Origin of the sequence: Ochrobactrum sp. SSR (assembly GCF_030067775.1) — a bacterium.
Taxonomy (GTDB): Bacteria; Pseudomonadota; Alphaproteobacteria; order Rhizobiales; family Rhizobiaceae; genus Brucella; species Brucella teleogrylli.
In genome coordinates this window covers 970001-983552 of sequence record NZ_CP125970.1, presented here as the reverse complement: position 1 = coordinate 983552, position 13552 = coordinate 970001, and the positions used below count along the sequence as shown (strand labels likewise).

Below are 13552 nucleotides of genomic sequence, written 5' to 3'. Positions count from 1 at the left end.
GGGTGACTGGGTCAGAAAGTGCCTGACTTTTACTTTGCCTTGTCGAAGACTTCCGACAATTGATCGATAGTGCCGTGCAGGCCATTGAGACCGCCACCGACGAGATACCAGTTCTGCGACTTCAGATAGACGATCTGGTCTTTCTTCGCCGCCGTGGTCTGGCGAACGAGATCATTGTCGAGAATCTGCTTGGCGGAATTGCCCTCGCGACCGATGGCGGCGTCGCGGTCGATCACGAACAGCCAGTCAGGATTGGTCTTCACAATGAATTCCTGGCTGATCGGCTGGCCGTGATTGCCCTTGGTGGTCAGGTCTTTGGCGGCAGGCGTCACGCCATAGGCGTCATGCAGCATGCCAAAGCGCGAACCGGGACCATAGGCGCTCATCTTGCCGCCGGTGGTGAGGATCAGAAGACCCGTGCCCTTGTCTGCGGCTTTCTGCTTCAGCGCGGCAACATCGGCGTTGAGCTTTGCGATTTCTGCCTTGGCTTCCGCTTCCTTGCCGAAAATCTCGCCAAGCTTTTCAACATTGGCTTCTGTGCCGCCGATGAGGTCCTTCGAGGAGACCGTCAGATCGATGGTGGGCGCGATCTTTGCAAGTTCCGGATATTTGGCTGCCGAACGACCGCCCACAATGATGAGATCCGGCTCGGCGGCATTAATGGCTTCATAATCCGGCTCGAACAGCGTGCCGACTTTCGGATAATCGTCGGACTGGTACTTCTTGAGGAAGTCCGGGGCGGTGACCAGCGTTGGCACGCCGGAAACCTTGACGCCGAGGCGGTCGAGATTGTCGAGCGTCGCCAGATCGAGCACGATGACCTTGGCTGGCGAAGCAGGCACTGCCGTTTCACCCTGCGCATGCTTGATGGTGATGTCTGCGGCGCTGGCGGCGGAGGCCAGAGAAAGCGCCACGACGGCTGCGCCACAGAGGCGGGCGACATGTTGGCCGAAATTCAGCATGGTGCACAATCCTTTCGTCAATCCTGTGCTTTATAGTCCAGTTTTCCGCAGGTCAAAGCCCGACGGACAAAAAACGCTCAATTGTCTGTGTGTTCGGGCTTCCTGCCGAGCAGAATGAAGTTCAGGCTGTCCGCCACTGTCAGCGGGATCATCGAACCATGCCCCTCGTTGGCGAAACGGTGAAAAGCCGTTTCCAGCTGCGGCAGCGGTTCCAGTTCCTTGTACACATCCGTGCCCGATGGCCCGCCGCGCAGCTTGCGCATGCGCTGGATATCCGCAGGCGATTGACCGGGGCGGGAACCGCGCTTGCCGGAGGTTTCCATCAGCAGACGCAAAGGGTGGGGAGCCGATTTGAACGAGGCGATGAAACGATCCTTGTCCGACAGGATCGAATGATTATCCCACCAGATCGAAGGGTCGGCAGCGCTGTAGGTCTGGAAGGAATTCGTGTGATTGAACAGCGCATAGAGCGTGAAAAGCCCGCCCAGGGAATGGCCGAACAGCGCCTGCCTGCTTTTGTCGATGGAGAACCGCTTTTCGATTTCGGGCTTCACCCGTACTTCGATGAAAGCAAAGAACGCATCGCGACCGCCGGTCTTTGGCTGGTTGGCCGGATCGGGCGTCAACTGTTCACTGGTCGCCGACGTCAGATCGAAATAGCGCAGCCGCACGATTTCATCAGCATCGTCGGTCGGATAACCAATACCCACCAGAACGGCCTTGAGGTCATCGTTCTTCGCCATTTCAGCAGCGGCAAGCGGCAGCATGCGATTGCCGTCGACCATATAAATGACGGGATAGCCGCCTTCGGGAGCGGCTTCAGCGGGCGCTGCGGTGAAAATGCGATAGGAAATGCCGTTGGCTTCCATGTCGAAGGAAGCGCGCACCTGTTCTGCTGCCTGAACCGTGGAGGCAAAAATCATGCTGCCGACCATTAGCGACAAGGTCTTCTTTATGTTCTTCAGAGCGCTCATTGAGCATCCATTCAATCGAAAAAATGACGCCAGCCTTTCGTTTGGCTGGCGTCACACTGCGTCAGATCAGAAGCGCGACGTCATGCTGACCCAAAGGCGACGACCATCGACAACCGTGTTGAACTCATCGACATCGATTTGCTTGTCGAAGATGTTGTAGATGGCTGCGTTGAACGTCACGTTCTCGCTGAAGTCATAGGAACCGCCGAGATCGACCGTCGCGTAGGGCTTGTACTTGCGCGCCAGAACGGTCTTTCCGTCCGCTGCATAGACCGGCGTACCTGCTGTTCCGATACGCGCGCCGGCATTGGTTTCCTCGCCATGATAATTGGCGGCGGCCCATGCCTTCAGCCCCTCGACGGGGGTGATCCAGTCGCCGCGCAGGCTCGCCATATGCTTCGGCGTGCGGGCCAGCGGAAGGCCCGCATAGGTGCCGGTCTTTTGTTCGGAATCCGTATAGGTGTAGTTGCCGCGAAGGGTGATCGTGTCGGTTGCTTCCCAGTTGAAGGTCAGCTCCACGCCCTGCATGACAGCTTCATCGATATTGAAGGCATACCAGAGACGGTAGTTCGGATCTTCGCTCCAGCGGACGGGATCGCCGTTGCTGTCGGTGACAAGCGCGTTGGAAATCTTGTCCTTGAAGTCCGTGTAGAAGTAGGTGGCGCCCAGACGAAGGCCGGTCTGGTTGTCCCACAACACGCTGGCTTCGTAGCTGGTGCTCTTTTCCGGTTCCAGATTTGGGTCGCCGATGATGACGCCGCAGGTGCCGGTCGGGCCGTAGGAGCAGCCGCCGCCGCCCGTCGTATAAGCATAACCCGGTGCGATGGTGCGGATATCGGGGGCCTTGAAGCCGGTCGAAATACCGCCCTTGAAGGTGATCTGATCGGTCGCGTGCCATACCGCATAGCCGCGGGGACTCAAATGCGAACCATAGACCTCGTGATCGTCCATGCGCAGACCGCCGGTCAGCGAGAAGTCGGGCGTCAGCCACCATTCGTCTTCGGCGAACAGCGCCCATTGGCGTACGCTGAATTCTTCGTCCAGTCCGGTGCGGCGTCCCGGATTCTGGTCGGTGAGAACCGTGTCCATGAACTGGCCGCCGGTGACGAGCGTGTGATTGCCGTACAGTTCGAACGGCGTGGTGAATTTGCCGTCGAGCACCGAGTTCTTCACATGCGGAGAGCGAAGGTTCTCGACATAGCTCTTCGATGCGTTGTTCCAGTTGAAGTTGGTCCGCTCGGACCATTCCTGCATGAAGGAGAATTCCGACGTGGTCGGGCCCCAGCGGCCGGTATGGCTGATCGACCAATGGTCGCGGTCGTTGTAATTGTAGGAATCGACAGCCGACGCGGTTTTTTCCGTCGTGTTGCCAACGGTGCTGTCGCGGCGCAGGCGCGTCTTGCCCAGTTCAAGCTGGATATCGTGGTCTTTGTTCGGGGTCCAGGTGATGCGACCCGTGATGTCGACATCCTGCTGCTCGGGCGAGCCGCTGACGATCTTGTCTTCCTGACGCTTCAGGCCGCGTCCCCAAAGCTGCACGCCGATAAGGTCCGGCACCAGCGGTCCCGTGATATAATAGGAACCCTGAAGGGAATTGCCGTATTTGGAATGCTGCTGAGCAACGCCGTCCACCGTGAACGAGCCGCTCCACTTGTCCGACACTTTCTTGGTGATGACGTTGATGACACCGCCCATCGCATCCGAGCCATAGAGCGAAGACATTGGACCGCGAATGACTTCGATACGCTCAATGGCGTTAGCAGGCGGAAGGAAGCTCTGTTCGAAACCGGAATTGCCGTTGGTGCGGGCATCGCGGGTGCTCTGGCGCTTGCCGTCCACGAGCAGCAGCGTATAGGAGCCGGGGAGGCCGCGAATAAAAATATCGCGTTCGGCGGCAGGGCCGGTCACGGCCACACCCTGCACGTCTTTCAAGGCGTCGGTCAGGTCGCGATAAGCGCCTTTTTCAAGCTCTTCGCCCGGCACGACGGTGATGCTGGCAGGCGCATCGGTGATGTTCTGCTCAAAGCCCGTCGCCGTCACCACGATCTGGTTCAGCTTGACCGTGCCATCGGATGCAGTGTCAGCAGCCTGTTCGCCTTCCGCAGCCTTTTTCTTCTGGGCTTCGGTTTCTTCAGCGGTGGCGCTGGTCGCACTATTTGCTGCTTGCGCGAAGGCGCCCGTTTCGCTTAACAAAAGGGCGGTTGAAAGACACGTCCCTGCAAGGATCGCTCTGGAAGCAAGCTTTCCTCTGGTAATCTGCCTGCCTTGCGCGCCACTGGCACACAAGCCCCAAAACAAGCTGGTCATTTTCACCACCGTCTAAAGTTGAGTTTTCTACTCTCCTTATGTATGGCTATAAGATGACGTCAATCATCATGTTTTAGAAACTTTCCAAGTTTCAAAAAACGCAACTGACGAGGCAGGCATCGGAAATGGCGGATAAGCGGGCGAAGAGCGCAAAACCGGCGGAAAAGGCCGAAAGCGATGGCGCCAATCCTCGTCTGGGGCAGTTGCGGCTGCTGATTGCGCTTGATGCACTTCTTGTGGAAGGCAGTGTCGGTGGCGCGGCCAAGCAGATGGGCTTGAGCATTCCGGCGATGAGCCGTCTGCTGGGGCAGATCCGCGACCATTTTGACGATCCAATCTTTGTCCGCTCCGGTCGCGCCATGATCGCGACGCCAAAGGCGGAAGCATTGCGCGGTCGCTTGCGGCGTTTGGCGAATGAAGCCGATGCCTTGATGAAGCCCGATGCAGAAAACGCGCATGTGTCAGCCTGCACCGGACATCATGGATGGAACCGCAGCGCTATCGTTACGCCGCCGCCACTGACCATCCGCAAGGTGACGGATCTGGAGAACCACCCGTCGGCGGAATATACCGCCGCGCAGTTCGCCGATATCCAGAGCGAGAACGACCCGACGCGGCGGCTGGCCAAATATATTGCCGTCGTTGGCCGCAAGGTGGGGCACACCCGTCCGCTGGAACTGCATGAGGCGGAAGATGCCTTCACGACCATTTTCGCGGGCGAAGCGGACCCGATGCAGATCAGCGCGCTGTTGCGCCTGATCCATTATCGCGGGCTGACCGCGCCGGAGCTTGCAGGCATGGCGTGCGCATCCGCGCGGTTTTATGCGGCGGGAACGAATATCAACACGCCTGCGCTGGATTGGCCCGCCTACCTGTCTCCCAATTCTTCGCAGTCGCCATGGTTCATGCTGTCTGCACTGCTCGTCGCGCGCGCCGGTTACCCGGTGCTGATGCATGGCAGTTGCGGTGTCGGCGAACTGTCCGGCAAACTGGAGATTGCGGCGGAAGCGATCAACATGCCGATTGCCACATCGCATGAACTGGCGGAAAGTGCGCTCAGAGCGCATGGCATATGCTTCATGCCGATGGCGGGTTTTGCGCCGCAGGTGCAGGCGCTGCTGGCGCTTTATCCGCTATTCGAGTCCCGTTCGCCGGTGAACAGTCTTGTCCACCTCCTGAACCCGTTGGGGCTGAAATCGTCATTTCTCGGCGTGTCGCAACCCGCTTATCGCGAGTTGCATCGCGATGCTGCCGTGCTGCTCGACATGCAGTCGGTTTCGGTCGTCTCGACCAGCCGCGATGTGGCGGAACTGGTCCCGCACCGCAAACACACCATATATCGCCACGTGCAGGGGCATTCCAGCGCCTTGCAGCTGCCGACGCTTTCGAAAGCCAGCAGCGACAAGCATTCCAGCCTCAGCTCTTTTGAATATTGGCACGGTGTTTGGAGTGGCACCGCCACCGACGAGCGCGCCGAAAGCATAGTCATCGCAACGGCAGCCATGGCCATGATGACGGTATCCGCCGCTGATAATAACAGCTATGATGCGTTCCACCAGAAAGCCGCAGCCATGTGGCGCAACCGTCATTCGGCTAATACACAAGTCGAAAATCGGTAGGGGTTAACCCCAATATCTAGACCGCATCCTCCGTCCTATTATCCCCCTGTCAAGCAAATGGGGAGGATTTGCCGGAGGAGCGATACGTGCGAACTGATGGGCCAGGTTCTGGCACCCGTTCTGCCACGACCCACCCATCCAGCGTCCTTTCAAGCTGACTCACCACACCACCGCTTCAAGGCGTGCAGTGCGCGTATCCGCGCCGGTCAAGCCTCCCCATTTGGCGTCTGGTGCGGCGACCTGAGGAAGATCAGAAAGGACCCACTATGTCCAAGAAGAAATGCGCGATCATCGGTTCCGGCAATATTGGCACGGATTTGATGATCAAGGTGATGCGCACATCGAAGAATATCGAGATGGGCGCAATGGTCGGCATCGATCCGAATTCGGATGGTCTGGCACGCGCCGCACGGCTCGGCGTGCCGGTGACCCATGACGGCATCGACGGCCTGATGCGTATGCCCGAATATCGCGATATCGATATCGTGTTCGATGCAACTTCGGCCAAGGCGCATCTCCATAATGACGCGCTCTTGCAGAAGGACGGCAAGAAGGTCATCGACCTGACGCCTGCCGCCATCGGCCCCTTCACCATTCCCGCCATCAATGGCGACGCCAATATCGACGAGCCGAACGTCAACATGGTCACATGCGGCGGTCAGGCGACGATCCCGATGGTCTATGCCGTCAAGCGCGCCACCGACCGCGTGGTCTATGGCGAAATCGTCGCTTCGATCTCGTCGCGTTCGGCTGGTCCCGGCACCCGCGCGAATATCGATGAGTTCACCGAAACCACGTCGAAGGCAATCCGTGAACTGGGCGGCGCTGAACGCGGCAAGGCGCTGATCATTCTCAACCCGGCAGAACCGCCGCTCATCATGCGCGATACGGTGTTTGTTCTGTCGCAGGGTGGCAGCCGCGAAGCCATCGAGGCTTCGATTGCCGAAATGGTCAAGACGGTACAAGCCTATGTGCCGGGCTATCGCCTCAAGCAGAAGGTTCAGTTCGAAGTGATCGGCGACAATGCGCCGGTTCGCGTACCGGGCATCGGGCTCGTATCGGGTCTCAAGACGACCATCCTGCTCGAGGTCGAAGGCGCTGCGCATTATCTGCCCGCCTATGCCGGCAATCTCGACATCATGACATCCGCTGCATTGGTCACCGCTGATCATTGGGCAGCAAAAGCGCTTGCCAAGGAGGCTGCATAATGGCCCGCTCCAATCCCGATAAGCTCTATGTTCAGGATGTCACGCTGCGCGACGGCATGCATTCGATCCGCCATCAATACACGCTGAAGGATGTCGTCGCGATTGCGAAGGCGCTGGATGCCGCCAAGGTGGACGCGATTGAAATCACCCATGGCGACGGCCTTGCCGGTTCGACCTTCAATTACGGCTTTGGCCTGCATGACGATGTCGAATGGATCGGCGCGGTTGCCGAGGCCTGCGATCATGCCCGTGTCACCGTGCTGCTCATTCCGGGCATCGGCACGGTGCATGACCTGAAGGAAGCGTATAACGCCGGCGCGCGTTCGGTTCGCGTTGCGACCCATTGCACCGAGGCCGATGTATCACGCCAGCATATCGAGGCTGCGCGTGAACTGGGCATGGACACGATCGGCTTTCTGATGATGTCGCATATGGCCGAACCGGAAAAGCTGGTCGAACAGGCGAAGCTGATGGAAAGCTATGGCGCGGAATGCGTCTATGTTACCGATTCGGCAGGCGCGCTATTGCCTGAGCAATATACGCTTCGCGTCAAGGCGCTGCGTGATGCGCTGCAACCTGAAACCGAAATCGGCGTTCACACCCACCACAATCTGACGCTTGGCGTTGCCAATGCCGTTGCCGGTATCGAAGCAGGCGCTGTTCGCGTCGATGCGTCGCTCGCAGGCATGGGGGCAGGGGCCGGTAATGCGCCGCTTGAAGGTCTGATAGCGGTTCTCAACCGCAAGGGCATCGATACGGGCTGTGACCTCTATGGCCTGATGGATGCCGCCGACGATCTGGTGCGTCCGTTGCAGGACCGTCCGGTGCGGGTGGATCGTGAAAGCCTCTCGCTTGGCTATGCGGGCGTCTATTCGAGCTTCCTGCGTCATGCGGAAAACGCCTCGAAACTCTATGGCGTCGATACGCGCGAAATCCTCATCGAACTTGGCAAGCGCCGCATGGTCGGCGGCCAGGAAGACATGATCATCGATGTCGCGCTCGACATTCTCAAAAACAAGGCCGCATAAGCGGCCCACTCAGGAGGAAATGCTATGACCGTCTTGGAGGGCGCGGCTTCTGCACGCGTAGAAAAAGACACTTTGATTACCGATGGCGATCGCCGTCGCGCGCTGATTGGCAGCGCGGTAGGCAGCACCATCGAATGGTATGATTACTTCCTTTATGGCACCATGTCGGCCATCGTGTTCGGAAAGCTGTTCTTTCCGTCCGATGATCCGGTGACCAGCCAGCTTCTGGCGCTTGCCTCTTTCGCGCTGGCTTTCCTAATCCGCCCCATCGGCGGCATCGTGTTCAGCCATATCGGCGATCGTATCGGACGCAAGAAAACGCTCGTCATCACTCTGTCCATCATGGGCATTTCAACGGTGTTGATCGGCCTGATGCCGACCTATGCCACCATCGGCGTCTGGGCACCGATCATCCTGACGCTGCTGCGTCTGTTGCAGGGACTCGCGCTCGGCGGCGAATGGGGCGGCGGCGTGCTTCTGGCGGTGGAATATTCCCCGCGTAACAGGCGCGGCTTCTATGGCGCTGTGCCGCAGACGGGCGCATTGTTCGGTCTGGCGCTCGGCAATCTGGTGACGTCCGGCCTTGCGCTCGGCTTTTCGGAAGAAGCGTTCCTGTCCTATGGCTGGCGCATTCCGTTCGTGCTGTCCATCGTGCTGGTCGCCATCGGTATGTGGATCCGCAACACGGTTGATGAAACCCCGTCCTTCAAGCGCGTGGCTGCGGCCAACACCGCCAAGAAAGTGCCGTTGGTCGAAACACTGACCAAGCATTGGCGCGCGGTTCTGATCGTCATCGGCGCGAAGTTCATCGAAACCTCGACCTTCTTCCTGTTCGCAACCTTCACCGTGTCCTATCTCGTGGGACTGGGTTTCGAGCGCGTCCATGCTCTCAACTCGGTGCTGATCGCCGCATTGATCGCTGTTCCGGTCATGCTCTACTTTGGCAGCCTGTCCGACCGCATCGGTCGCAAGAAGGTCTTCCTGCTCGGCACTGTCGCCATGGTCATCTATACGGTGCCTTATTTCTGGCTGCTCAATCAGGGTTCGTGGGTCGTGGCGACGCTTGCCGTCGTGATCGGTTTTGCCATCATCTGGTCGACCTATGGTTCGGTTCTCGGCACGTTCTTCGCCGAAAGCTTCCCGGCAGATGTCCGCTATACCGGCGTGTCGCTCGGCTATCAGGTGGGTGCAGCTATTGTCGGTGGTCCGCTGCCGCTGATCGCAACGGCTCTGCTTGCCAAATATAATGGCAGCTATCTGCCGATTGCTGTGTTCATCGCCGCTTGCGGCGTTATTTCGCTGGTCGCGGTCGCCTGCACGACCGACAGAAGTGGCCAGCAGCTCGACGACTGATCCTGTTCTGCAAAACAAAGGGAGCCGGCTTATGCCGGCTTCTTTTTTGCGCCTTCGCTGAAGGACAGTTTCTGGCGCACCAGCTCCGCCACATTCGTCACCTGCATCTTTTCCATCACGCGGCTGCGATGCACTTCAACCGTCTTGATGCTGATATCCATCAGATCGGCGATCTGCTTGTTGAGCTTTCCCGCCACGATATATTCCAGCACTTCTTTTCGCGTTGCGTCAGGCTTTCATAGCGGCGGGCAAAATCATCCGCCTGCTGGCGCAACCTTGCGTTCTCCCGCGCCTTGGCGAGACAGAATTCGATCCGCTCCAGTACATACTTGTCGTCGAGAGGCTTTTCGATGAAATCCACCACACCGTCGCGGAAGGCCGTGACGGCCATCGGCACGTCACCATGACCGGTGACGATGATTGTCGGCAGATCGACGCCAAGCGTTCGCAGGCGCCGGTGCAGTTCAAGACCGGTTATGCCCGACATGCGCACATCGGCTATCACACAGCCGGACATGTCCGGGGATGCGGCATCCAGAAAAGCTTCCGCCGAATCGAAAGCGCGGACGGTGTACTGGCTCGATTCCAGCAGCCAGACGAGCGAATCCCGAAAAGCCTCGTCGTCATCGATGACATAGACCGCTTCGCTCATACGGCTTTTTCCCCAAGCGTGCCGCTGACAGGCAGCGTGAAATGAAAAGCTGTCCCGCCGTCCGGATTTGGCTCCGCCCAAAGCCTGCCCCGGTGGAACTCCATGATCGAGCGACAGATATTGAGCCCCACGCCCATGCCTTCGGCCTTGGTCGTGTAGAACGGGTCGAATATCTTGGCCATCTCGTCTTCAGCAATGCCTCCTCCGAAATCCAGCACAGCTGTTTCCACCTCCTGCCCGTCAGGACTGATTCTGGCCGAAACGACGATATCGCGCCGTGGCGCTGGCACGGCTGACGTGGCCTCGGTGGCGTTTCGCAACAGATTGAACACAACCTGTTCGATCATAACGCGGTCGGCCAGTACGGTCGGCAGGTCTTTCGCTATATCGACCTTGATCTTGAAACCGCGCCTGCGCGATTCAATCTCGGCGATGGATGCGGTCTCCTCGACAATCTCCCGCAATATTTGCGGCTGCGGGGTCGGCTCGCTGCGGCGCAGAAAATCGCGGATGCGCGACACGATGCCAGATGCGCGGCTTGCCTGCCGTGACGCTTTCTTCATGGCGTCGAGCAACGCTGCGCGGTCGTCGGTGCCTGCTTCCAGCCGCCGCACCGATCCCATGCAATAATTGCTGACCGCAGCCAGCGGCTGGTTCAGCTCATGGGCAAGGCTGACAGCCATTTCGCCCATCGAAATCAGCCTCGCCGTCTGTTCGAGCCGCAGGGCGCTGTCGCGCTCGAAGGCAAGGGCCGCTTCGCGTTCGGCCTGCGCTTTCGCTTCCTGCTCGCGCATCTTCGCCTGCAAAACCTCGAATTCCTGGCCGGTTTTCTTGAAAATCTCCACGGCGCGCGCAATATCGCCAATCTCGTCGCGGCGATCCTGATCCTTGACGGTCAGATCGTATTTGCGGCGGGTCAGTTGCCCGATTACCGCTGTCAGTCGCCCGAGCGGTCGCGTGATGCTGCGCGACAGGAGAATCAGAAGCGCCGTGGTGACAACGGCGATGGTGGCGAGAATCCCGCCTGCGCGCAGCAGCACGGCCTTGGTTTCACTGTCCACATCTTCCAGATAAATGCCCGTCGCGATAAACCACCGCCACGGCTCGAACGGCATGACATAGGCCATTTTCTCGCCGCTCACATTCGTGTTGGGCTTGGTGAATTCATAACGCACCACGCCGCCGCCGGACTTGGCGGTGTCGATCTGCATCTGCACGTAATGGCGGCCTTCGGAATCGACCAAGGCGGAAGCGTCGGTGCCTTCAAGATCGGGCCGGATCGGCAAAAGCACGGAATTGCCGTCGAAATCGTCGATGAAGAAATATTCGTCATTGGCATAACGCAGCTTGCGCAGCGTTTCGACGGCATTTTCCTTGGCGGCAGCTTCGCTGATCTCGCCGCTTTGGAAACGATCATATTCTTCCTGAATGATCTTGCGGCCGATTTCGGTCAGGTTGCGAACCATGGTGACACGGTCATCGATCATCTGTTCGCGCAGCGCATGCACCGTCACCGCCGCCATGACCAGCAGGCCGATCAGGCTGACAAGGCTCGACAGAAGAAGTTTGGAACCGATACCCAGTTTGATTCTCATCACGCCCATTCGCAGCAGCCGACGGGGCAATCTGCCCGCAATTCCCGTTTCCACGCACTGTTGCAGCAGCGTGGCGCTGTTGGCAACCGGCAGTGCACGCGGATTTTTCCGATGCCGGGGTCTATCAACTTTGTGTCATTTGCCCTAGATCATCCAGGAATACGATACAGATTATCAGCCGTTGTCGTCGGAATAGTGCGACAACCAAATATGCCGGGTTCCAGCCTGTTTGCAGTGCATGCCTCCCAATGCCACGCGACAGGCCAGCTGGTTGCATTTCTGAAGGGCCTAAAATGGAAAAAGCAGATATCGGAATGGTCGGTCTTGGCGTGATGGGTTCCAACCTGGCGCTGAACATAGCCGAGAAAGGCTACACGGTGGCTGTCTATGATCGTGACGAGCCGGTGCTGAAAGCTTTCCTCGATAAAGCCGGTCCGCTACGCGACAAGATCATCCCCTGCGCCACTTTCGAAGAATTGGCGGAAAACACGCGCAAGCCGCGTCCGTTCATCTTCCTCATCAAGGCGGGCGCGCCTGTCGATGCCGAAACGACTCGGCTGAAAGCTCTTCTCGAGAAGGGCGATATCATGATCGATGCGGGCAATTCCGATTATCGCGATACGGTCCGCCGCCTCAAGGCTCTTGGCCCGAATGATCCGACCTTTGTTGGCATGGGCGTTTCCGGCGGCGCGGAAGGCGCACGCCATGGCCCGTCGATGATGGTGGGTGGAACGCCGGAAGCTTATGAGCGCATCGCGCCGATCCTTCTCGCCGCCGCCGCGAAATATAAGGGCGAACCATGCTGCGCGCTGGTCGGTCCTGACGGTGCGGGCCATTTCGTCAAGACGATCCACAACGGCATTGAATATGCCGACATGCAGATGATCGCCGAAATCTACGGCATCCTGCGCGACGGTCTCCGCCTTTCGGCTCCGGCCATTGGCGATGTGTTCGAAAAATGGAATTCAGGTCCGCTCGATTCCTATCTGATCGAGATCACCGCCAAGGTTTTGAAAACCACCGATCCGGAAAGCGGCAAGGCGATGGTCGATATGATCCTCGACGAAGCCGGACAGAAGGGCACCGGACGCTGGGCCGCCATTGAAGCGCAAATGATGGGCGTTCCGGCAACGGCGATTGAAGCTGCGGTCGCCGCGCGTTCGCTTTCGTCTTTGAAAAGCGAGCGTGAGGAAGCCGCGAACATCTACAAGCCTGCGCCGCGCACGCTCGACGTCGCGGATCACACCAAGTTCCTTGCCGATCTGGAGCAGGCATTGCTTGCTGGCAAGATCGCTGCCTATGCACAGGGCTTTGCCGTGATGGAAGCCGCGTCGAAGGAGCATGGCTGGAACATTCCGCTGGCCACCACAGCTCGTATCTGGCGCGCCGGTTGCATCATCCGTTCGGAACTGCTGGACGATATCGCCCAGGCATTCGAGGGCAATGAAAGCCGCAACCTTCTGCTGGCTCCGGCTTTCGTGGAGCGCATGCAGAAGGCGTCGAAGGGCCTGCGGAACATCGTTTCCAAGGCTGCGATTGCTGGTTTGCCGGTTCCCGCACTTGCATCAGCGCTCAACTATTTCGACAGCTACACGCAGTCGCTTGGTACGGCGAATCTCATTCAGGGCCAGCGCGATTTCTTCGGTTCGCATGGCTTCAAGCGCATCGACAAGGATGGCGATTTCCACGGCCCTTGGGGCGAATAATCGCTTCCAACACCTACTGCTTAAAAAAGTCGCCCAGTTGGGCGGCTTTTTTCATGTCGCATCCAGATATGGCTTTAAAGGCATATCGTCATGGGTAGGAACGGTTTGGCGTTCGATCATGTGATGGATGCGGGGAGGGCTGTCGCCA

The 13552-nt window shown here is 58.7% G+C and carries 12 protein-coding genes (1 of these 12 only partly in view); 5 read left to right on the top strand and 7 right to left on the bottom strand.

Features of this window, described 5'->3' with window-relative positions:
* Positions 1 to 29 precede the first annotated feature (29 nt).
* The 3 genes from QLQ11_RS16080 to QLQ11_RS16070 all read right to left on the bottom strand — a co-directional run bounded on the left by QLQ11_RS16080 (position 30) and on the right by QLQ11_RS16070 (position 4243).
* Positions 30 to 962 carry a siderophore ABC transporter substrate-binding protein gene (locus tag QLQ11_RS16080; RefSeq protein WP_283736222.1) on the bottom strand — a complete coding sequence of 311 codons (933 nt, stop codon included), beginning with the start codon at positions 960 to 962 and terminating at the stop codon, positions 30 to 32.
* 77 nt (positions 963 to 1039) lie between these two features.
* Positions 1040 to 1936 carry an alpha/beta hydrolase gene (locus QLQ11_RS16075; RefSeq protein ID WP_109366982.1) on the bottom strand — a complete coding sequence of 299 codons (897 nt, stop codon included), beginning with the start codon at positions 1934 to 1936 and terminating at the stop codon, positions 1040 to 1042.
* A 66-nt stretch (positions 1937 to 2002) separates the two neighbouring features.
* On the bottom strand, positions 2003 to 4243 hold the full coding sequence (locus tag QLQ11_RS16070; protein ID WP_109366983.1) for a TonB-dependent receptor domain-containing protein: 2241 nt from the start codon (positions 4241 to 4243) through the stop codon (positions 2003 to 2005).
* A gap of 125 nt (positions 4244 to 4368) precedes the next feature.
* Between QLQ11_RS16070 and QLQ11_RS16065 the strand changes: the two genes are divergently transcribed.
* The 4 genes from QLQ11_RS16065 to QLQ11_RS16050 all read left to right on the top strand — a co-directional run bounded on the left by QLQ11_RS16065 (position 4369) and on the right by QLQ11_RS16050 (position 9451).
* A complete protein-coding gene (locus tag QLQ11_RS16065; protein ID WP_124915327.1) occupies positions 4369 to 5862 on the top strand; it encodes a glycosyl transferase family protein in 1494 nt (497 codons plus the stop codon).
* 266 nt (positions 5863 to 6128) lie between these two features.
* On the top strand, positions 6129 to 7070 hold the full coding sequence (locus QLQ11_RS16060) for an acetaldehyde dehydrogenase (acetylating) (RefSeq protein WP_109366985.1): 942 nt from the start codon (positions 6129 to 6131) through the stop codon (positions 7068 to 7070).
* Entirely contained in the window at positions 7070 to 8098 is a 1029-nt protein-coding gene (dmpG, locus tag QLQ11_RS16055) for a 4-hydroxy-2-oxovalerate aldolase (protein ID WP_109366986.1), read from the top strand. The genes QLQ11_RS16060 and dmpG overlap by 1 nt, the downstream gene beginning before the upstream one ends.
* Before the next feature lie 24 nt (positions 8099 to 8122).
* Entirely contained in the window at positions 8123 to 9451 is a 1329-nt protein-coding gene (locus QLQ11_RS16050; protein ID WP_109366987.1) for an MFS transporter, read from the top strand.
* 29 nt (positions 9452 to 9480) lie between these two features.
* On the opposite strand, the gene QLQ11_RS16045 is transcribed toward QLQ11_RS16050, so the two are convergent.
* From QLQ11_RS16045 to QLQ11_RS16035, 3 genes are read right to left on the bottom strand one after another with little or no spacing between them, the layout of a single operon-like run.
* Positions 9481 to 9648 carry a LuxR C-terminal-related transcriptional regulator gene (locus tag QLQ11_RS16045; RefSeq protein ID WP_371835969.1) on the bottom strand — a complete coding sequence of 56 codons (168 nt, stop codon included), beginning with the start codon at positions 9646 to 9648 and terminating at the stop codon, positions 9481 to 9483.
* A complete protein-coding gene (locus QLQ11_RS16040; protein WP_371835968.1) occupies positions 9612 to 10103 on the bottom strand; it encodes a response regulator transcription factor in 492 nt (163 codons plus the stop codon). Before QLQ11_RS16040 ends, QLQ11_RS16045 begins: the two co-directional genes overlap by 37 nt.
* Entirely contained in the window at positions 10100 to 11698 is a 1599-nt protein-coding gene (locus QLQ11_RS16035) for a cache domain-containing protein (RefSeq protein WP_167836164.1), read from the bottom strand. Before QLQ11_RS16035 ends, QLQ11_RS16040 begins: the two co-directional genes overlap by 4 nt.
* A gap of 293 nt (positions 11699 to 11991) precedes the next feature.
* On the opposite strand from QLQ11_RS16035, the gene gndA reads away from it, so the two are divergent.
* The gene (gndA, locus tag QLQ11_RS16030) at positions 11992 to 13404 is read left to right on the top strand and encodes an NADP-dependent phosphogluconate dehydrogenase (RefSeq protein ID WP_109366990.1); all 1413 of its coding nucleotides are present in this window, start codon (positions 11992 to 11994) and stop codon (positions 13402 to 13404) included.
* Between the two features lie 51 nt (positions 13405 to 13455).
* Here gndA and QLQ11_RS16025 read toward each other — a convergent pair whose 3' ends face one another.
* Positions 13456 to 13552, bottom strand: the end of a protein-coding gene (locus QLQ11_RS16025; protein ID WP_121539464.1) for an MFS transporter. Its footprint extends 1532 nt past the window's final position; the window shows 97 of its 1629 coding nt (coding positions 1533-1629); the start codon falls outside the window, past its right edge; its stop codon occupies positions 13456 to 13458.

Coding starts and splice junctions, on each gene's coding strand:
- QLQ11_RS16080 (WP_283736222.1), bottom strand. CDS start 962: ATGCTGAATTTCGGCCAACATGTCGCCCGCCTCTGTGGCGCAGCCGTC.
- QLQ11_RS16075 (WP_109366982.1), bottom strand. CDS start 1,936: ATGAGCGCTCTGAAGAACATAAAGAAGACCTTGTCGCTAATGGTCGGC.
- QLQ11_RS16070 (WP_109366983.1), bottom strand. CDS start 4,243: ATGACCAGCTTGTTTTGGGGCTTGTGTGCCAGTGGCGCGCAAGGCAGG.
- QLQ11_RS16065 (WP_124915327.1), top strand. CDS start 4,369: ATGGCGGATAAGCGGGCGAAGAGCGCAAAACCGGCGGAAAAGGCCGAA.
- QLQ11_RS16060 (WP_109366985.1), top strand. CDS start 6,129: ATGTCCAAGAAGAAATGCGCGATCATCGGTTCCGGCAATATTGGCACG.
- dmpG (WP_109366986.1), top strand. CDS start 7,070: ATGGCCCGCTCCAATCCCGATAAGCTCTATGTTCAGGATGTCACGCTG.
- QLQ11_RS16050 (WP_109366987.1), top strand. CDS start 8,123: ATGACCGTCTTGGAGGGCGCGGCTTCTGCACGCGTAGAAAAAGACACT.
- QLQ11_RS16040 (WP_371835968.1), bottom strand. CDS start 10,103: ATGAGCGAAGCGGTCTATGTCATCGATGACGACGAGGCTTTTCGGGAT.
- QLQ11_RS16035 (WP_167836164.1), bottom strand. CDS start 11,698: ATGAGAATCAAACTGGGTATCGGTTCCAAACTTCTTCTGTCGAGCCTT.
- gndA (WP_109366990.1), top strand. CDS start 11,992: ATGGAAAAAGCAGATATCGGAATGGTCGGTCTTGGCGTGATGGGTTCC.